This is a genomic window from Polaromonas naphthalenivorans CJ2 (assembly GCF_000015505.1).
Lineage (GTDB): Bacteria > Pseudomonadota > Gammaproteobacteria > Burkholderiales > Burkholderiaceae_C > Polaromonas > Polaromonas naphthalenivorans.
On record NC_008781.1, the window covers coordinates 3,668,088 to 3,685,965 of the forward strand.

Sequence of the window (17,878 nt, forward strand, 5' to 3'; positions counted from 1 at the left end):
GCGCGCAACCACGAGCGGGGTCTGTTGATCTGGGTGGCCGGTGTTACTTCTTGGCGTAATCTTCCATCGGCTTGTCGTTGGGCGTTGCCCAGGCCGCCTTGGTGCTTTCGCTGGCCGGCAGGCCGACGCGGGTGCCCTTCGGAGGAATCGGCTGCATGAACCACTTGTCATAGAGCTTGGCGAGTTCGCCGCTCTTAATCAGGCCGTTGATGGTGTCGTCGCCAATCTTCTTCAGGCCGGCATCGTCCTTGCGGATCATGATCGCAATCGGCTCGACACTCAGCACTTCACCGACGATCTTGAAATCGGCGGGGTTCTTGGCGGACGCGATATTGCCCGCCAGGATGGAGCCGTCCATCACGAAGGCATCGGCGCGGCCCGACTCCAGCAGCAAAAAGCTGTCGGAATGGTCCTTGCCGAAAATCTCGTTGAAGTTGACATTCGTGGCGCGTTCATTTCTACGCAAGGTCTGCACGGAAGTGGTGCCGGTGGTGGTGGCGACGTTTTTGCCGTTCAGCTGGGCAACCGAGGTAATGCCCGAGCTGGTCTTCACGGCAATGCGCACTTCCTCGACGAAGGTGGTGTGCAGGAAGGCCACATCCTTGGCCCGGGTTGCATTGTTGGTGGTCGAGCCGCATTCAATATCGACCGTGCCGTTTTGAACCAGCGGAATGCGGTTTTGCGAGGTGACGGGCTGGTATTTGACTTCAAGCTTGCGGCCAGCGGCTTTTTCAAGGTTGGCGAGGATGCGCTGGCAGATCTCGACGTGGTAGCCCACGTATTTGCCATCGCCCAGCGTATAGGACAGGGCGCCGGATGAATCGCGAACGCCCATGGTGACCACGCCGGAAGCCTTGACCTTGGCAACGGTGTCGCTTGCCTGGGCAAAAACGGCGCCAGACGCGAGCAGGGCAAGCGTCAAAGTGGCAATCTTGAATTTCATGGAATCTCCTGTAATGAAACTGTTGAAAAACTATTCTATCGAGCCGGTGGCCCGGTCATGCAAAGGTTTACCCGCTCTGCCATCCTGCGCAATCGGGCACCCGGCCACAGGACTGCTCCTGAACAATGGCCGGGGAAATACGCACTTTTACGGACAGGTTTCAGCCCCCGGGAATGCGATGTGAAGACATGCAATCTTTGTGCCGATTTTGTTCAGACCTGGACTGAACGGTTTGCGCATCAGGCAAGGAACAGGCTTTGGGCAAAACAACCTGCGCCTGGTGAAAACGCGCAAACTGAAGCGATGGCGGGTGGGAGAAATCTCAGGGTCATGAACAGGCATCGAAAATTGAATGTCACGGACTGTAATTTTCTGGCGGCAAAAATGCCAATGCTGTTTGAGCGCTACTCCATGCGGATTGCTTATAACCCCCCCGGGTTGTTACCTAGCCGGCGGCGCTCGCGGGACGACCGGACTGCCAGGCCGGCTGGCCGGCTTGTCCTTGCCTGCCGCCTGGGACTCCAGATAGGTCCACAAATCCTGCGCATGGCTTTTGACCGTATTCCGGGCGGTGGGCCGCTCGCGGTAAACGCGCACATCCATGGTCATTTCCAGGCCGGGGCCGGCGCTCACCAGCTTGCGCGACCGGACTTCCTTTTTCACCGCGCTGAGCGGAAGAAACGCAATCCCATGCCCTTCCAGGGCCATGGCCTTGAGCCCTTCGGCCATGTCGGTTTCGTACACCCGGTCCAGGTGGATGGGAACGCTGGACTGCTTGAGAATCAGGTCCACCATGCGACCCAGGTAAGCGCCCGACGCATAGCCCAGGTAGGGCAGCGGCTGCCCGGCCCGGCCCGGCAGGCGGTGCTCGGGCTGTCCCGAGGCATCGGCCCGGACAAACGGCGCCAGCACTTCCTGGCCCAGCAACACCATCTCGTAGCGGTCAGCGTTGAGCTGAAAGGGCTGCGAGTCATGGTGGTAGGAAATCAGGAGGTCGCAACTGCCCTCGGTCAGCCGCAGTACCGCGTCATGCACATTGAGCGCGATCAGCCGGCTCTTGATCGGGCCGAACTTGCTCTGCAGGCTGCTGAGCCAGGCCGGAAAGAAGGTAAAGGCCAGCGTGTGCGGCACCGCGAACTCGATGAAATCCTGTCCGGCCGAGTTGTGGCCGCGCAGCATGGCGCGCGTCGATTGCAGGCCCTGCAGCATTTCCAGCGACTGGCTGTAGAGCGTCTGGCCGGCCGGTGTCAGGCGCGTCGGGTAGGAACTGCGGTCCACCAGGTCGGTGCCGGCCCATGCTTCGAGCGCCTGGATGCGCCGCGAGAACGCCGGCTGCGTGACGTGGCGCAATTGCGCGGAACGGCTAAAACTGCGGGTTTCAGCGAGACTGACGAAATCTTCAAGCCATTTGGTTTCCATGCCCGGATTATCAGGCGGAAATCCGGACCGGCGGTAAAGGCAAAATCCCGGCGGCCGGTATTTCCTCAGCGCCTCATTCGCTTTATTTTTGATAGTGGCATACGCCCGCCAGTCAAGCGCTAGACCCCGATTTCATCCAGAATCCGATCGCTGGCCTGCTGCTGCATGGCCCACATGTCGGCGTAGCGCCCGTTGGCGGCCAGAAGCGCGGCATGGCTGCCGCGCTCGACGATGCGGCCGGCGTCCATCACCAGGATCTCGTGCGCATCGACCACGGTCGAAAGCCGGTGCGCAATCACCAGGGTGGTCTTGTTCTGCGCGGCGGTGCGCAGCTCGCCCTGGATGGCGCGCTCGTTGGCCGAATCGAGCGCCGAGGTGGCTTCGTCGAAGATCACCACCGGCGGGTTTTTCAGCAGCGTGCGGGCAATCGCCACGCGCTGCTTTTCGCCGCCCGACAGCTTCAGGCCGCGCTCGCCGACCATGGTGTTGTAGCCCAGCGGCGTCGAGGCGATGAAGCCGTGGATGCGCGCGGCTCTGGCGGCTTCCTCGACCTCTGCGTGCGTCGCGCCGGGCTTGCCGTAGGCGATGTTGTATTCGACCGTGTCGTTGAACAGCACCGTGTCCTGCGGCACGATGCCAATCGCCTGGCGCACGCTGGCCTGCGTGACCTGCTTGATGTCCTGCCCGGCAATCGTGATGCGGCCCTGCTGCACGTCGTAAAAACGGTAGAGCAGCCGGGCCAGCGTCGATTTGCCGGCGCCCGACGAGCCGACGACGGCCACGGTCTTGCCCGGCGGAATCTCGAAACTCACGTTGTGCAGAATCGGCCGCGCCGGGTCGTAGGCAAAGCTGACATTCTCGAAGCGCACGGCTGGCGTCGCCTCGATGCGCAGCGGCTGCGCGCCCGGCTGGTCGGCAATCTCGCGCTCGCGCTCCATCAGCGTGAACATCTTTTCCAGGTCGGTCAGGCTCTGCTTGATCTCGCGGTAGATCACGCCCAAAAAGCCCAGCGGAATGTAGAGCTGGATCATGAAGGCGTTGACCATCACCAGGTCGCCCAGCGTCATGCGGCCATCGACCACGCCCTGCGTGGCGCGCCACAGCATCGCCACCAGGCCGAGCGCGATGATCAACTGCTGCCCGGCGTTGAGCATGCTCAGCGTGCGCTGGCTCTTGATGGCGGCGGCGCGGTAGCGCTTGAGGTTCTCGTCGTAGCGCTGGGCTTCGAACTCCTCGTTGTTGAAATACTTGACGGTTTCGTAGTTCAAGAGCGAATCGATGGCGCGGCTGTGCGCCGACGAATCGAGTTCGTTCATGGCCTTGCGAAACTGCGTGCGCCAGTTGGTCACGGTGACCGTGAAGGTGATGTAGAACACCAGCGCGATCAAGGTGATGCCGGCGAACCAGACATCGAACTTGACGGCCAAGAGGCTCAGCACCAGCGTCACCTCGATCAGCGTCGGGATGATGCTGTAGAGCGAATACGAGATCAGCGAATGCACGCCGCGCGTGCCGCGCTCGATGTCGCGCGTCATGCCGCCGGTCTGGCGCTCCAGGTGAAAGCGCAGGCTCAGCGCGTGCAGATGCCGGAACACTTCGAGCGAAATGCGCCGCGCCGCGCCTTCGGTGGCCTTGGCGAACACCAGCTCGCGCAGCTCGGTGAACAGCGTGGTCGAGAGGCGCAGCAGGCCGTAGGCCAGCAGCAAAGCGACCGGCACGACCAGCACGGCCTTTACATCGCCGGGCTTGAAGCTCATGGTATCGACCAGATCCTTCAGCAGCAGCGGCACGCCGACGTTGGCCAGCTTGGCGCCCAGCATGAAGGCCAGCGCCGCCATGGCGCGCCACTTGTACTCCCACAGGTAGGGAAACAGGCGCTTGAGCGTGGCCCAGTCGGAACGCGGCGGCACGGGCGCTGCCTTGGCGCCTGGGGCCGTCATGGCCGGCGCGGGATAGGAATCAGCAGTGGAAGCTCGGGAGCGCATACATCACAATCATTGGAAACTTTCAAACCTCAGAGCAAGAAACTGATTCATAATTTTTATTCAAAAGTACCTTTAATTGTCTAGGATGAGCGATTACCGCATCAATGAATTTGCAAAACGAGTCGGTCGTTCGGTTCAAACCATTCGTCGTTCGGAGCGTGAGGGAAAGTTGACAGCGAAACGGCTGCCGTCAGGTCATCGGTATTTTGATGCATCTGAGGTGCGTTCGCTGATGGGTGGTACAACGGATAAAAAAGACATCGTGGTCTATTGCAGTGTCAGCGGCGCTGGCCAAAAAGATGACCTTGCCTCACAAGTCGCAGCCATGCAGGCGTACTACCTTGCGGACGCCATCGTTCACACTTTCAGCTGCAGGCTTGACGGCATGCGCAAATACAAGCAGGTCATCAAGGAAGATTTTCCCCAGTTTCAACTAGGCGTCGTGAAGGACGAATTGCAATGAAGGTCACCCGCACCCTGCAAGCCAATGTACCGCCAGAGCTGACGAGCATCTGCAAGGTAACGGGCTTCGTTCGTGCCGACATCTGGCGCCGGTTCGGTGCACTGGGCAACGCAGGTAAAAGCGGCCTGGACATTCGCAACGAAATCACTCGCGGAGCGTTCTACACAGGCATGGCGGTTGATGGCACCATCCGGGCAGAAACCACCAAGGATGTGGTCAACGATGTGCTGGCCTATAAGGCCGCAGCCATGCGCAAGGTACGTCAGGCCGTGGCGGCACACACCCAGGACAATGCCGAGCGCAAGCGCCTGTACTCCTTGCTCAAGAAGGATCAATGGCTGCAAGACAACTTTTTGCATCGACAGATGCGCAAGCACTTTCGCCATGGGGTGTCGCACACCGCCAATCAGTTTGTGGTTCGATCCGACAGGCATTGCAGTGAAATAGTCGATGGCAAACTGGTCGTCATCATTCGCGTGGCAAAGAAGTATGGCGACGACATCCGCCTGGTCACAACCACCAGAGGCAAGAACGTCAACCTTACTGGATCCAACCTGCGCATCATCGTCAAAGAGGGATGCACCGAGATTCATTACGCCACGGAGAAAGGCCAAGGGCGCGCTTGCGGCGACCGGATCGTCGGCGTGGACAAGGGTTACACCGAAGCCCTCAGCGACTCCGATGGGCAGGCGCACGGGCTGAAATTCGGCTCGGTCCTGACGGACTACAGCGACAAGACTGCGGCGACCAACCGGTATCGCAACCGGCTCCACGCGCTGGAGAAGAAGCATCGTCAGGCCGGCCGTGCAGCCAAGGCGGATCGCATCAAACGGTGCAACCTCGGACGCCAGAAGATCGATACCCGGCGTCAAAAAGCGCAAATGCATTTGCGCACCATCGCTTTTCAAGCCGCACACAGCGTTGTGGACAAGGCGGCCGTGGTGGTCTCCGAGGATTTGACCTCGCCCATTGCCGCAAAGCAGCAATGGAAAGAATTCAACAGAAGAATGAGTTCATGGGCCAAAGGCACGCTGGCCGACGCCCTGGATTCGGTTTGCACGCAGCGTCAAGCCAGGCACGTCCTGGTGAATGCGGCCTATACATCGCAAATGGACTCGCTCACTGGCTTGCTGCAAGGCAAGCGGGTAGGCGACAAGTTTTACCGTGAAAACGGGGATGTTCTTCAGGCCGACCACAACGCTGCTTTGAACGTGTTGGCAAGGCTGGACGACAACGAGATTTCTCGTTTCACTCCCTACCAGGAAGTGCGCCGAATCCTGCTGGCACGTTCTCCGGCGCAACTGAGCGTCAATGGGCTTGAGTTGGGCGAGCCATCGCGTCAACCAAGTGCGGATAAATTATGAATAGTTTTGAAAAATTTTTTGTGAACAGATTGTGCCTATGTCCTTTGAATCAAGCGCCCTGCCGGGCAATACCGCCCCACCCGCCCCTGCAGGCGCCGACCTGGAGACGCGCGCCCTGCACGGCCCCTTGCCCACCGACAAGGAGCTGGTGCTCAAGGTGATCCCGATGCCGCGCGACTGCAACGCCAACGGCGACATTTTCGGCGGCTGGGTGATGGCGCAGGTGGACCTGGCGGGCGCGGTGCTGCCGGCGCGTTATGTCGATGGCCGCATGGCCACCGTGGCGGTCAACCAGTTCATATTCAAGCAGCCGGTGCGGGTCGGCGACATCCTGTCGTTCCTGGCCGTCGTGACGCGCATCGGCACCACCTCGATCACGGTGCAGGTCGAGGTGTTTGCCGAGCGCTTTCGCGCGCAGGGCCGCCACATCAAGGTCACCGAAGCCAGCCTGACCTATGTGGCGCTTGACGATGCGGGCAAGCCGCGCAAGATCGCCAAGCCTTGACTGCTATTTAATCAATAGCTTCCAGTGCCCGCCAGGTATGCGCAAAAGGCATATTTGATGACAAATAGTTAACTCCAGGCCTTTCTTTTATCAACCAGGGGCGTTCGCATGGCTTCAAGCGCGTGGCAGCAAGTTGGCCAAACCATCGTCGCCGAGTTTTCAGACCTGCCCGACGCCGCGCAGGTCACGCGAATTTTGCTGCGCCTGACGCTGGCCGCGCTGCTGGGCGGCTTGCTGGGCATCGAGCGCGAGCAAAAAGGCAAGGCCGCCGGCGTGCGCACGCACATGCTGGTGGCCATGGGCGCGGCGCTGTTCGTGCTGCTGTCGCAGCAGGCCGGCATGCCGCCGTCCGACCTGAGCCGGGTCATCCAGGGCGTCATTGCCGGCATCGGTTTTCTGGGCGCGGGCACCATCCTCAAGGGCGACGACCTGGGAAAAGTCAAGGGGCTGACCACGGCGGCCGGCATCTGGCTGACCGCCGCCATCGGCGTGGCCGCCGGCATGGGACGCGAATCGACGGCGGTGCTCAGCACCTTGCTGGCGCTGGCCATTTTTACCCTGATGCCGCGCGTGATCAGGCTGGTGGAAAAACCGGAATCGCGGGTGGTCGATGCCAGCTCGGCCCGGGAAAAGCCATGAAGCTGTCCGGCAAAGCGCCGGCCAGGGCGGCATTCAGTCCTTCAGGCGCTGCGAGGTGAACTCGCCTTCGTAGTCCTTGGCCAGCGACAGCTTTTCAGCCTCGCCCAGCACCTTGCCCGCCAGCTGGAACACGCTGTGCTCCTCGTCCTCAAGGTGGTGGTAAATCTTGTGGTGCAGCGCCTTGGCGGCGACCAGCCAGGCCGGCGAACTGCGCTCCGTGGTTTCCAGTTCCTCGACCAGCTTGTCCATCTCGTGATGCTCGGCAATGCCATGGCGCGACGGCTCCTGCGTCAGGTCATGCGCAATCAGCGGCACATAAAAAAAGCGCTCCTCGGCGGCGGCATGCGCGGCGAGTTCGAGCTTGAGTTCACTGAAAATCGAGTCCCTTTCAGGCGTGTCGCCCTGGGTCAGGATCAACTGGTCAGCCAGGGTTCGCTGCGCGGCGTGGCTGATGCGCAATGCTTCAAAAATGTTCATGCCTTCATTATGGGCAGCGCAGCCGGTCGGCCGGTGTAGGCCAAGGGCGGATTGTGGGGGCCGTTTTTGCAGCGCCTTTATCCGCCATTTTGCTATTTAATACATAGCTGCTTGCGCAGGTGCTGATTGCGCTAGAGCCATAAAACATGCAAAGAAAAGGTTTTCAGCCAACAACGGGCCAAACGCGCTAAATTAGACGCATGAAAAAAATTCTGATCTTCGGCGGCACCGGTTTTGTCGGCACCCAGGTTTGCGAAAAGCTCAACCGGCTGCAATGCCGCGTGACCGTGGCCACGCGCCGCAGCGACAACGCGCGGCACTTGCTGCCGCTGCCGCTGGTGGATGTGGCTGAAATCGACCTGCATGACAGCGCGGCGCTGGCGGCGCTGGTGGCCGGCCACGACGCGGTGGTCAACCTGATCGCCATCCTGCACGGCTCGGAGGATGCGTTTCAGAAAGTGCATGTGCAGTGGCCGCTGACCCTGGTGCGCGCCTGCAGGGCCGCTGGTGTGCGGCGCATCATCCACATCAGCGCGCTGGGCGCGTCGATGGACTCCGCTTCCAGATACCAGCGCAGCAAGGCGCGCGGCGAAGCGGCCCTGCTGGGCTCGGGGCTGGACGTGACGGTGCTGCGCCCCAGCGTCATGTTTGGCGCCGACGACAAGTTCCTCAACACCTTTGCCAGCCTGCAGCAGGTGTTTCCGGTGATTCCGCTGGCCGGCAGCCGGGCGCGTTTCCAGCCGGTCTGGGTCGGCGACGTGGCCGACGCGGTGGTGCGCTGCCTGCAGGACGACGCGACCATCGGCGAAGTCTATGAAGCCTGCGGCCCGCAGGTGTTCACGCTCAAGGAACTGGTGCAGCTGGCCGGCCGCTACGCCGGCATCCATCATGGCCAGGGTCGGCCAGTGATCGCCCTGCCCGATGCGCTGGCGCGGGTGCAGGCCTTTTTCATGGAGCTTGCGCCCGGCGACCCGGTACTCAGCCGCGACAACCTGGACGCCATGAAGACCGACAACGTCGCCACCGGCAAGCTGCCCGGACTGCAGGCGCTGGGCATCACGCCGGCTTCGCTGGAGGCGATTGGCCCGACCTACCTGGGTGCGCGCGGTTTGCGCAGCGGGCTCATGGCCAAGCGCCAGACGTCAGGCCGGTTCTGAGCGGCTTTCTGTTTTCCTTTACCGTCACATTCCAACACCATGCTCAAGCTCTACATCGGCAACAAAAACTATTCGTCCTGGTCCATGCGGCCGTGGGTGCTGCTTCAGCAGGCCGGCATTCCTTTTGAAGAAATCCTGATCCGCTTCGATTCGTTTGACGCGGGCTCCGAATTCAGGCGGCAAATCAGCACCGTCAACCCGGTCGGCAAGGTGCCGGTGCTGGACGACGACGGCCTGATCGTCTGGGACACGCTGGCGATTGCCGAATACCTGGCCGAGCGCTTCCCTGAAAAAAACCTCTGGCCCTCGAATTTTCAGGCGCGCGCCCGGGCGCGCAGCGTCTGCGCCGAAATGCACAGCGGCTTCACCGCCTTGCGCGGTGCCTGCCCGATGAACATCGAGGCCGACCTGGCGGAAACCGGCCAACTGGTCTGGCGCGACAAGCCGGCCGTGCGTGCCGATGTGGCGCGCCTGGTCGCCATGTGGCGCGAGTTGCTGGCCGGGCACCAGGGGACTATGCTGTTCGGCGAATTCAGCATTGCCGACGCGTTTTTCGCGCCGGTGTGCATGCGGCTCAAGAGCTACGCCCTGCCGGTGCCCGACGACATTGCCGCCTACATCGACCGCCTGAGCGCCATGCCCGGCGTGAAAGCCTGGATGGACGGCGCACTGGCGGAAAACGACTTTCGCGAATTCGAGGAACCTTACCGAATCAAGCGGCTCCGCCCCGCATGAAAATCTACATGGTCGGCGGCGCGGTGCGCGACAAATTGCTGGGCCTGCCGGTAACGGACCACGACTGGGTGGTGGTGGGCGCGACGCCCGAAGCCTTGACGGCGCAGGGTTTTTTGCCGGTGGGCAAAGACTTTCCGGTGTTCCTGCACCCGCAGACCCGCGAGGAATACGCGCTGGCGCGCACCGAGCGCAACAGCGCGCGCGGCTACCGGGGATTCGAGGTCTATGCCGCGCCCGAAGTCACGCTGGAGCAGGATCTCGCGCGGCGCGACCTGACTATCAATTCGATAGCTGCTCCGGCACACCCGGACAGCGCAAAAGGCCTGTTCGAGCCTGATTTTGACGCCTTGGTCGATCCCTACGGCGGCCAGCGCGACCTGCAGGCCAAGGTGCTGCGCCATGTCACCGACGCCTTTCGCGAAGACCCGGTGCGCATCCTGCGGCTGGCCCGGTTCGCGGCGCGGTTTGCCGATTTCTCCATCGCGCCAGAAACCCTGGCGATGATGTGGGAGATGGTGACGGACGGCGAAGTCGATGGGCTGGTGCCCGAGCGCGTCTGGCAGGAACTGGCGCGCGGCCTGATGGAAGACAAGCCCTCGCGGATGTTTGATGCGCTGCGCGCTTGCGGCGCCCTGCAACACCTGCTGCCCGAAGTCGAACGGCTGTGGGGCGTTGCGCAGAGCGCTCAATACCACCCCGAGATCGACACCGGCATTCACCTGATGATGGTGCTGGACATGGCCGCGCAACTGGGTGCGCCGCTGCCGGTGCGCTTTGCCTGCCTGTGCCACGACCTGGGCAAGGGCACGACGCCCGCCGACGTGCTGCCGCGCCACATCGGCCACGAAGAGCGCAGCGCCAAACTGCTGAAAGACGTGTGCCAGCGCCTGCGCGTACCTAGCGAGTGCCGCGAAATCGCCGACGTGGTGGCGCGCGAGCACGGCAACATCCACCGCAGCGGCGAATTCAGCCCGGCCGCCGTGGTGCGCCTGCTGGAGCGCTGCGATGCGTTTCGCAAGCCCCGGCGTTTTGCCGACATTTTGCTGGCCTGCGAATGCGATGCGCGCGGCCGGCTCGGGTTTGAACAAACGCCCTACCCGCAGCGGCCCCGGCTGCTGCAGCTACTCGCGGCGGCGCAAAGCGTGGCAACGGACAAGGTGGCCGCCGAGGCCATGGCGGCCGGCCAGAGCGGACCGAAGATCGGCGAATGGATTCACCAGGCGCGGGTGGAAGCCGTCAGGCAAAGCGCGGCTGCTGCCCCGGCGCCCTGAAACATCAGGAAACGATGTAGGCGGCCGCCGCCGTCGAAAACAGCTTGCCGTCGGCGCCCAGAAACTCCATGCGCGTGCTCGCCACGCGCGAGCCGAGCCGCAACACCTCGGCGCGCAGCTCGAAGTGGTCGCTGATGCCGGGGCGCAGGTAGTCCACGCGCAGGTCAATCGTGCCGAGCTTGTGAAAGCGCTGCAGGCGCTGCGCCGGGGTTTCGTCCATGTGCCGCGCACCGATGGCCGCCATCACCGCCAGCCCGCCCATCGCGTCCAGCCCGGCGCTGATGACGCCGCCATGAATGCGGTTGTAGGCCGGATGGCCGATGAGTTCGCGGCGCATGTCGATGCGCGCGATGACCCGGTCGGCCTTGAGCGACGTGATCTTCAGGCCAAGCAGCTGGTTGAAGACGATTTTTTCTTCGAAGATGGCCTTGAGTCCGGTGATGAACTCTGCTTCAAATTCTGGCGCGGGCGCTGCGGGATGGGTCGGTATTTTGGTCATGGCCTGCATTGTCCGGCAGCGCACGCCCTGCGCGTTTTCCCCAAAAAAAACGGCACCCGAAGGTGCCGCCATGCGCTGTCGGAGCCTTGGCGGCCCCGATGGTCAATCAAAGACGATTACTCGGCTTTCGTGGCAGCAGAAGACAGCGCGGTGATGTTGGACTCGACCAGTTGCGCGGCCTGCTTGGCGCTTTTCTGGGCGGTTTCGACGGCGGTGTTGCCGGCGGTAATGGCCGACTTGATGACAGCGACGGCCGCTTCGGAACCGGCAGGCGCATTCTTCAGCGACGTTTCGAGCAGTTCCGTCACGGTTTTTTGCGATTCGGCGCTGGTGGATTCGAGCGTCTTGGTGAACTCGGCACTGGCGCCGGACAGGATTTCATACAGGTGACGGCTGTACGAAGCAGCCTTTTCAGCCATTGGCTTGACCAGCTCCGATTGCAGGGACAGCAGCTCTTTGGGATCCTTGATCTCGCTCAGGGCTTGCAGGTGGCTGATGGACTCGCCAAGCAGCGCCTTGGAAGCGGCCATGTTCAGTTCAACCAGCTTTTCAAAGCTGGCAAACGCTTTTTCCGACAAGCCGGCAAGGGCTTCCACGCTGGATTTTTGCGTCGCGATGAGTTGGTCGTTGGAGTAGTTCATGGTGGCATCCTTGGTTAAGGTTGAAAAAATGGTGCAGTGCAGCAATTAAACCATCGCCCATCCCCGAATGCAAGAATGTCCCTTGATTGCAGTTGGAATTAGGGAACATTCTCCAATTTTCGGGCCGCAGGAATCAACGCTGGCCTGCCGGCAACCGACCTGGGGCGCAGGCTGATTTCCCTCAAGGTTAGACTTTCAAAATGACAAACAGCGAACCACGCTGCATCCCGGCACCAACACGCCATGCTGCTTGAATTCCTGACCAGCCGCCGGCTCACGCTGCTGCACGGTCTGCTGGCCATGGCGGGGCTGGCGGTGTATGTCATCGCGTCCCACGCCCGGCACCAGCGCAGGCATCCTTCGGCGGCCATCGCCTGGGTGGTGTCGCTGGCGCTCATGCCTTACCTGGCGCTGCCGCTGTACATCCTGTTCGGCAGCCGCAAGGTGGTGCGTGGCGCACCGGCGCGAAGCACGCCCGCCTTGTGCCTGAGCGCCAACCCGTCCAGCGCGCTGGCGCCGCGCTTCCAGCATCTTGCCGCGGCCATGGGCCTGCCGCACGCGGTGTCCTGCCGGCAGCTGGCGGTGCACCAGGACGGGCGGGAAGCCCTGGATGCGCTGCGCTCGGTGATTCAGGGCGCCGGCTCCACGCTCGACGTCTGCACCTTTCTTCTGGGCCGCGACACGCTGGGCCGTGAAGTCATCGACTTGCTGGTCCGCCAATCCCGCGCCGGCGTCACGGTGCGCCTGCTGATCGACGGCATCGGCGTGTACCTCGGCGGGCGGCCCGACCTCAAGCCGCTGTCGGCGGCCGGCGTGCGGGTGGCGCTGTTTGTCTCGCCTTTTCGCTCGCCGCTGCCCGGCCGCACCAACCTGCGCAACCACCGCAAGATGGTGATTGCCGATGGCCAGCGCATGTGGTCGGGCGGACGCAACCTGGCGGCCGAATATTTTGTCGGCGACCTGGCCTGCACGCCGCAAAAAATGCCCTGGATCGACCTGAGCTTTGACTTGCAAGGCGATCTGGCCCGGCAGGCGCAGCAGCGCTTCGACCTGGACTGGGCTTTTGCCACCCAGGCCCGCCGGCCGGCGCCGCCCCTGGCAGAGTTCGCGCCGCCCGCCGAGGCAGACGGGGCGCAACTGGTGGCCAGCGGCCCCGACCAGGCCGAGGACACGCTGTATTCGCTCTTGATTTCGAGCTGCTTCACGGCGCGCAGCCGCATCCTGGTCGTCACGCCTTACTTTGTTCCCGACGCCACGCTGCTGATGGCGCTGACGCTGGCAGCGCGGCGCGGCGTTGCTGTCGATCTGGTGCTGCCGCGCCAGTCCAACCACCGCCTGGCCGACATGGCGCGCCCGGCCGCCCTGCGGGACATGTCGGCGGCCGGCGCCCATGTCTGGCTGGCCGAGGCCATGATCCATGCCAAGGCCGTGGTGATCGACGGCGAGCTGGCGCTGGCGGGATCGGCCAACCTCGATGAGCGCAGCCTGTTCCTGAACTACGAGCTGATGATTGCCTTTTTCAAGCCTGCCGACGTGCAGCGCTTTGCCCGGTGGATCGAGCAGCAGCGCGCCGCCGCCACGCCTTACCAGGCGCACGCTCCGCGCGCCCTGCAGGAATTCGGCGAAGGCCTGATCCGCTGGCTGGCCTTTCAGCTGTGACTTGCATGCAAAGCTGACGGCAGCCTGACGGCCACAGGTTTTTGGAGCGCGAAATTTTTGCAATCCTTACACCACCAAGTTTCAACTTGCTGCGCGCTTTGTTCCCTATAGTTCGGCCACGGCTGGGCACGCAAGCGCCCGCCGGGAGGAGCGCCACCAGCTCAAACACCTAAAAAAACCAGGCAGGCAAAACATGCCGGCCGCCTACATTCCAGGAGACAAGCCATCATGTGGCAGCAAATATACGACCCCTTTGGCAACATGTTCATCTCGACGCTGCTGGCCGCGATTCCGGTGGTGGTGATGCTGGTGTGCCTTGGCTTTCTTCACATCAAGGCGCATATCGCGGCCGGCCTGGGCCTGATCGCGGCCATTCTGGTGGCGGTGTTTGCCTACGGCATGCCGGCGGACATGGCCGGCCGGGCTGCCCTGTATGGCGGCTTCACCGGCTTGCTGCCGATTGGCTGGATCGTGCTGAACATCATCTTCTTGCAGCAGCTGGCCGAGCAGAACGGCAGCTTCAAGATACTGCAGGACTCGCTCTCGGGCATCACCGCCGACCGCCGGCTGCAGCTGCTGCTGATCGCCTTTTGCTTCGGCGCGTTTTTTGAAGGCGCTGCGGGCTTCGGCACGCCCGTGGCGGTGACCGCCGGCATTTTGATCGGCCTGGGCTTTTCGCCGCTGGCTGCGTCGGGCCTGTCGCTGATCGCCAACACCGCGCCGGTGGCCTTCGGCGCGCTGGGAACGCCGGTCATCACGCTGGCCAAGGTTCACGGCTACGACCTGATGGAAGTCACCGCCATGATCGGCCGCCAGCTGCCGCTGTTCTCGCTGATGGTGCCGTTCTGGCTGATCTGGGCGTTTGCCGGGCGCAAGGCGATGATGGAAATCTGGCCGGCCATTCTGGTGACCGGCCTGTCGTTCGCCATTCCGCAGTATTTGGTCAGCAATTTCATCGGCCCCGAGCTGGTGGACATCATCGCCGCCATCGTCTCCATGGTCTCGCTGGTGCTGTTCTTGCGCGTCTGGCAGCCCAAGAAAATCTGGACCTCGCCGTCGCTCAAGGGCCACGACGTCAGCGCGCATGAAGCCAAGCCACCAGCGCCCATCGTCATTCATGACCGCGCCGCGCTGATCCGCGCCTGGACGCCGTGGGTGATCTTGTCGGTGTTTGTCTTCGTCTGGGGCCTGCCGCCGGTCAAGGCCTGGCTCAACAGCATCTTCGCGCCCTCGTTCCCGATGGCCGGACTGCACAACCTGATCGAAAAAGTGCCGCCCGTGGTGCCGACACCGCACAAGGAATCGGCCGTTTACGTGCTCAACCTGCTCTCAGCCACGGGCACCGGCATCCTGATCTCGGCCATCATCAGCGCGCTGATCATGAAGTACAACCCGATTGAAATCGCCAAGACCTTTTTCCGCACGCTGTGGCTGGTGCGCTATTCGCTGCTGACGATTGTGCTGATGCTGGCGCTGGGCACGCTGACGCGCTACTCGGGCACCGACACGACGCTGGGCCTGGCGTTTGCCAACAGCGGCGTGTTCTATCCGTTCTTCGGCACGCTGATGGGCTGGATCGGCGTGGCGATGACCGGCTCGGACACCGCCTCGAACGTGCTGTTCGGCGGCATGCAGCGGGTGGCCGCAGAGCAGCTGGGCCTGTCGCCCAACCTGATGGGCGCGGCCAACAGCTCGGGCGGCGTGATGGGCAAGATGATCGACGCGCAGTCCATCGTCGTCGCCTCGACCGCCACCAAGTGGTTCAACCACGAAGGCGACATCCTGCGCTACGTGTTCATCCACTCCGTCGTGCTGGCCTGCCTGGTCGGCCTGTTTGTCAGCCTGCAGGCCTATGTCTGGCCGTTCACGCTGATGGTCGTGCATTAACCACGCAGCAGGCTCAAGCGCCTGGGGATGTGCCGCGCTGAATGCGCCACTGCCTTGACAAAAAAGCCGCCGTCGAATTCCGACGGCGGCTTTTTTCATGGCCCGGCAATTGCTATCAATTAATGAGCTACTCACGCCCGCTGTGCTTGCGTAAACAGCACTTTTTACGCAAAAACCGGCAAGAAATGCTTCAGAGGCTTGAAAAATCCGGCCGGCGCTTTTCCATGAAGGCGCTGAAGGCCTCGCGCGCGGCGGGTTCGTGCAGCATGCGGCCAAAGCTCGCGCCCTCTTCGGCCATGCGCTCGGCGACCATGCCGGCGTTTCCTTTTTTCATCAGGCGCTTGGTTTCCAGCAGCGAGGCCAGCGGCTTGGCGGCCAGCTTGAGCGCCTGGCGCTGCGCCAGCGCATTGGCCTCGGCGGGCGGAACGATGCGGTTGATCAGCCCCATCTCCAGCGCCGTCTCGGCCATGAAGGGCTCGCCCAGCAACAGCGCCTCGGCGGCGCGCGGGTAGCCCATCAGTTGCACGGCCAGAAAGCTCGACGCCGCCTCGGGACACAGGCCCAGGTTGACGAAGGGCATGGAAAACGCCGCGTTGTCGCCGGCATAAATCAGGTCGCAGTGCAGCAGCATCGTGGTGCCGATGCCGACCGCCGGACCGCACACGCTGGCGACGATGGGCTTGGGAAAGCTGCTGATGCCGCGCAGGAAGCGAAACACCGGCGCGTCGGACGTGGCGGGCGGATTGTTCAAAAAATCGCCAATGTCGTTGCCGGCCGAAAAAATGGTTTCATGGCCCTGGATGACCACGGCGCGCACGGCCGTGTCGTGGTTGGCCGACTCCAGCGCATCGGCCATGGCGTCGTACATGGCGGCGGTGATGGAGTTCTTGCGCGCCACGCGGTTGATCGTGAGGGTCATCACGCCGGCATCGACATGGGTCAGGATGTCGGGGGGGGTCTGAAGGTTGGAAGTCATAGGCCTGGAGGATAAAGGATTCAAGTCAACGCGCGCAGCTTCAGACCCGCTCGAAGATGCCGGCCGCGCCCTGCCCCATGCCGACGCACATCGTCACCATGCCGTATTTGAGTTGATGGCGGTGCAGCGCATGGATCACCGTGGCGGCGCGAATCGCCCCGGTGGCGCCGAGCGGATGGCCCAGCGCAATCGCGCCGCCCATCGGGTTGACCTTCGCCGGGTCCAGGCCCAGCGTGTTGATGACCGCCAGCGACTGCGCGGCAAACGCTTCGTTCAGCTCGAACCAGTCGATGTCGTTTTGCGTCAAGCCGGCATAGCGCAGCGCGGCCGGGATGGCCTCGATTGGGCCGATGCCCATGATTTCGGGCGGCACGCCCTTGGCGGCGTAGCTGACAAAGCGGGCCAGCGGCTTGAGGCCGAATTCCTTCACCGCTTTTTCGCTGGCCAGGATCAGCGCGCCGGCGCCGTCCGAGGTTTGCGAACTGTTGCCGGCCGTGACCGAGCCGCGCGCGGCAAACGGCGTTTTCAGCTTGGCCAGGCCTTCGAGCGTGGTGTCGGGGCGCGCGCCTTCATCAAGGCTCACGGTGCGCGTGGTGGCGATGACTTCGCCGGTTTCCAGGTTGGCCGTGCGGTCAGTCACTTCGACCGGCGTGATCTCGGCGCTGAACTCGCCGGCCTGCTGGGCTTTCAGCGCCTTCATGTGGGATTCATACGCAAACTGATCCTGTGCCGCGCGCGAGACTTTCCATTGCTGCGCGACCTTCTCGGCGGTCAGGCCCATGCCGTAGGCAATGCCGACGTTCTCGTCGTTGGCGAACATGGCGGGCGACAGCGACGGCGAGTTGCCCGACATTGGCACCATGCTCATGCTTTCGGTGCCGGCGGCAAACATCACATCGGCCTCGCCGACGCGGATGCGGTCGGCGGCCATCTGGATGGCCGACAGGCCCGAAGCGCAAAAACGGTTCACGGTGATGCCGCCCACGCTGGTCGGCAGGCCGGCCAGCACCGCGCCGATGCGCGCGATGTTCAGCCCCTGCGGGCCTTCGGGAATCGCGCAGCCGCAGATGATGTCCTCAATGGCTTTCGGGTCAAGCGTCGGCACCTGCGCCAGCGCGGCCTTGAGGACGCTGACCAGCAGGTCGTCGGGCCGGGTATTGCGGAAAAATCCCCGGTGCGAGCGCCCGATGGGCGTGCGCGTGGCGGCAACGATGTAGGCTTCCTGGACTTGTTTGGCCATGATTGAGATTCCTTTGAT

The 17,878-nt window shown here is 62.9% G+C and carries 17 protein-coding genes; 9 read left to right on the top strand and 8 right to left on the bottom strand.

Annotation, left to right across the window (positions count from 1 at the left end; all coding sequences use genetic code 11):
* Positions 1-43: 43 nt before the first annotated feature.
* From PNAP_RS17270 to PNAP_RS17280, 3 genes are all read right to left on the bottom strand, one after another.
* A complete protein-coding gene (locus PNAP_RS17270; RefSeq protein WP_011802826.1) occupies positions 44-943 on the bottom strand; it encodes a transporter substrate-binding domain-containing protein in 900 nt (299 codons plus the stop codon).
* 441 nt (positions 944-1,384) lie between these two features.
* Entirely contained in the window at positions 1,385-2,362 is a 978-nt protein-coding gene (locus tag PNAP_RS17275; protein ID WP_011802827.1) for a LysR substrate-binding domain-containing protein, read from the bottom strand.
* Between the two features lie 119 nt (positions 2,363-2,481).
* Positions 2,482-4,347 (bottom strand): ABCB family ABC transporter ATP-binding protein/permease, encoded by a 1,866-nt coding sequence (locus tag PNAP_RS17280; RefSeq protein WP_011802828.1) that lies wholly within the window; start codon positions 4,345-4,347, stop codon positions 2,482-2,484.
* An 85-nt stretch (positions 4,348-4,432) separates the two neighbouring features.
* Between PNAP_RS17280 and PNAP_RS25825 the strand changes: the two genes are divergently transcribed.
* From PNAP_RS25825 to PNAP_RS17300, 4 genes are all read left to right on the top strand, one after another.
* Complete coding sequence (locus tag PNAP_RS25825) at positions 4,433-4,810, top strand: MerR family DNA-binding transcriptional regulator (protein WP_041376781.1); 378 nt, start codon at positions 4,433-4,435, stop codon at positions 4,808-4,810.
* Positions 4,807-6,174, top strand: a complete 1,368-nt coding sequence (locus PNAP_RS17290) for a transposase (protein ID WP_011802830.1) — start codon at positions 4,807-4,809, stop codon at positions 6,172-6,174. Before PNAP_RS25825 ends, PNAP_RS17290 begins: the two co-directional genes overlap by 4 nt.
* Positions 6,175-6,211: 37 nt before the next feature.
* Positions 6,212-6,679, top strand: a complete 468-nt coding sequence (locus PNAP_RS17295; protein ID WP_011802831.1) for an acyl-CoA thioesterase — start codon at positions 6,212-6,214, stop codon at positions 6,677-6,679.
* A gap of 108 nt (positions 6,680-6,787) precedes the next feature.
* Positions 6,788-7,318, top strand: coding sequence for an MgtC/SapB family protein (locus PNAP_RS17300; protein WP_011802832.1), 531 nt, complete (start codon positions 6,788-6,790; stop codon positions 7,316-7,318).
* 33 nt (positions 7,319-7,351) lie between these two features.
* Here PNAP_RS17300 and PNAP_RS17305 read toward each other — a convergent pair whose 3' ends face one another.
* The gene (locus PNAP_RS17305) at positions 7,352-7,795 is read right to left on the bottom strand and encodes a hemerythrin domain-containing protein (RefSeq protein ID WP_011802833.1); all 444 of its coding nucleotides are present in this window, start codon (positions 7,793-7,795) and stop codon (positions 7,352-7,354) included.
* Between the two features lie 200 nt (positions 7,796-7,995).
* Between PNAP_RS17305 and PNAP_RS17310 the strand changes: the two genes are divergently transcribed.
* From PNAP_RS17310 to PNAP_RS17320, 3 genes are read left to right on the top strand one after another with little or no spacing between them, the layout of a single operon-like run.
* Positions 7,996-8,952: a complex I NDUFA9 subunit family protein gene (locus tag PNAP_RS17310; RefSeq protein WP_011802834.1), complete on the top strand. Its 957-nt coding sequence runs from the start codon at positions 7,996-7,998 to the stop codon at positions 8,950-8,952.
* A gap of 39 nt (positions 8,953-8,991) precedes the next feature.
* A complete protein-coding gene (locus PNAP_RS17315) occupies positions 8,992-9,687 on the top strand; it encodes a glutathione S-transferase family protein (protein WP_011802835.1) in 696 nt (231 codons plus the stop codon).
* Positions 9,684-10,958 (top strand): multifunctional CCA addition/repair protein, encoded by a 1,275-nt coding sequence (locus PNAP_RS17320; RefSeq protein ID WP_011802836.1) that lies wholly within the window; start codon positions 9,684-9,686, stop codon positions 10,956-10,958. The genes PNAP_RS17315 and PNAP_RS17320 overlap by 4 nt, the downstream gene beginning before the upstream one ends.
* A 4-nt stretch (positions 10,959-10,962) precedes the next feature.
* Here the strand turns inward: PNAP_RS17320 and PNAP_RS17325 are convergent, their stop codons facing one another.
* The gene (locus tag PNAP_RS17325; protein WP_041377398.1) at positions 10,963-11,457 is read right to left on the bottom strand and encodes a thioesterase family protein; all 495 of its coding nucleotides are present in this window, start codon (positions 11,455-11,457) and stop codon (positions 10,963-10,965) included.
* Positions 11,458-11,573: 116 nt separating this feature from the next.
* Entirely contained in the window at positions 11,574-12,098 is a 525-nt protein-coding gene (locus tag PNAP_RS17330) for a phasin family protein (protein ID WP_011802838.1), read from the bottom strand.
* Positions 12,099-12,341: 243 nt separating this feature from the next.
* On the opposite strand from PNAP_RS17330, the gene PNAP_RS17335 reads away from it, so the two are divergent.
* Together PNAP_RS17335 and PNAP_RS17340 are read left to right on the top strand one after the other, a co-directional pair.
* Positions 12,342-13,757 (top strand): phospholipase D-like domain-containing protein, encoded by a 1,416-nt coding sequence (locus PNAP_RS17335; RefSeq protein WP_011802839.1) that lies wholly within the window; start codon positions 12,342-12,344, stop codon positions 13,755-13,757.
* Between the two features lie 225 nt (positions 13,758-13,982).
* A complete protein-coding gene (locus tag PNAP_RS17340; protein ID WP_041376782.1) occupies positions 13,983-15,644 on the top strand; it encodes an L-lactate permease in 1,662 nt (553 codons plus the stop codon).
* A gap of 190 nt (positions 15,645-15,834) precedes the next feature.
* Here PNAP_RS17340 and PNAP_RS17345 read toward each other — a convergent pair whose 3' ends face one another.
* Both PNAP_RS17345 and PNAP_RS17350 read right to left on the bottom strand, forming a co-directional pair.
* On the bottom strand, positions 15,835-16,620 hold the full coding sequence (locus PNAP_RS17345; protein WP_011802841.1) for an enoyl-CoA hydratase: 786 nt from the start codon (positions 16,618-16,620) through the stop codon (positions 15,835-15,837).
* 40 nt (positions 16,621-16,660) lie between these two features.
* Positions 16,661-17,860, bottom strand: coding sequence for an acetyl-CoA C-acyltransferase (locus tag PNAP_RS17350; RefSeq protein WP_011802842.1), 1,200 nt, complete (start codon positions 17,858-17,860; stop codon positions 16,661-16,663).
* Positions 17,861-17,878 lie beyond the last annotated feature (18 nt).

Coding starts and splice junctions, on each gene's coding strand:
- PNAP_RS25825 (WP_041376781.1), top strand. CDS start 4,433: ATGAGCGATTACCGCATCAATGAATTTGCAAAACGAGTCGGTCGTTCG.
- PNAP_RS17310 (WP_011802834.1), top strand. CDS start 7,996: ATGAAAAAAATTCTGATCTTCGGCGGCACCGGTTTTGTCGGCACCCAG.
- PNAP_RS17295 (WP_011802831.1), top strand. CDS start 6,212: ATGTCCTTTGAATCAAGCGCCCTGCCGGGCAATACCGCCCCACCCGCC.
- PNAP_RS17335 (WP_011802839.1), top strand. CDS start 12,342: ATGCTGCTTGAATTCCTGACCAGCCGCCGGCTCACGCTGCTGCACGGT.
- PNAP_RS17280 (WP_011802828.1), bottom strand. CDS start 4,347: ATGCGCTCCCGAGCTTCCACTGCTGATTCCTATCCCGCGCCGGCCATG.
- PNAP_RS17330 (WP_011802838.1), bottom strand. CDS start 12,098: ATGAACTACTCCAACGACCAACTCATCGCGACGCAAAAATCCAGCGTG.
- PNAP_RS17275 (WP_011802827.1), bottom strand. CDS start 2,362: ATGGAAACCAAATGGCTTGAAGATTTCGTCAGTCTCGCTGAAACCCGC.
- PNAP_RS17345 (WP_011802841.1), bottom strand. CDS start 16,620: ATGACTTCCAACCTTCAGACCCCCCCCGACATCCTGACCCATGTCGAT.
- PNAP_RS17325 (WP_041377398.1), bottom strand. CDS start 11,457: ATGACCAAAATACCGACCCATCCCGCAGCGCCCGCGCCAGAATTTGAA.
- PNAP_RS17315 (WP_011802835.1), top strand. CDS start 8,992: ATGCTCAAGCTCTACATCGGCAACAAAAACTATTCGTCCTGGTCCATG.
- PNAP_RS17300 (WP_011802832.1), top strand. CDS start 6,788: ATGGCTTCAAGCGCGTGGCAGCAAGTTGGCCAAACCATCGTCGCCGAG.
- PNAP_RS17270 (WP_011802826.1), bottom strand. CDS start 943: ATGAAATTCAAGATTGCCACTTTGACGCTTGCCCTGCTCGCGTCTGGC.
- PNAP_RS17290 (WP_011802830.1), top strand. CDS start 4,807: ATGAAGGTCACCCGCACCCTGCAAGCCAATGTACCGCCAGAGCTGACG.
- PNAP_RS17305 (WP_011802833.1), bottom strand. CDS start 7,795: ATGAACATTTTTGAAGCATTGCGCATCAGCCACGCCGCGCAGCGAACC.
- PNAP_RS17350 (WP_011802842.1), bottom strand. CDS start 17,860: ATGGCCAAACAAGTCCAGGAAGCCTACATCGTTGCCGCCACGCGCACG.
- PNAP_RS17320 (WP_011802836.1), top strand. CDS start 9,684: ATGAAAATCTACATGGTCGGCGGCGCGGTGCGCGACAAATTGCTGGGC.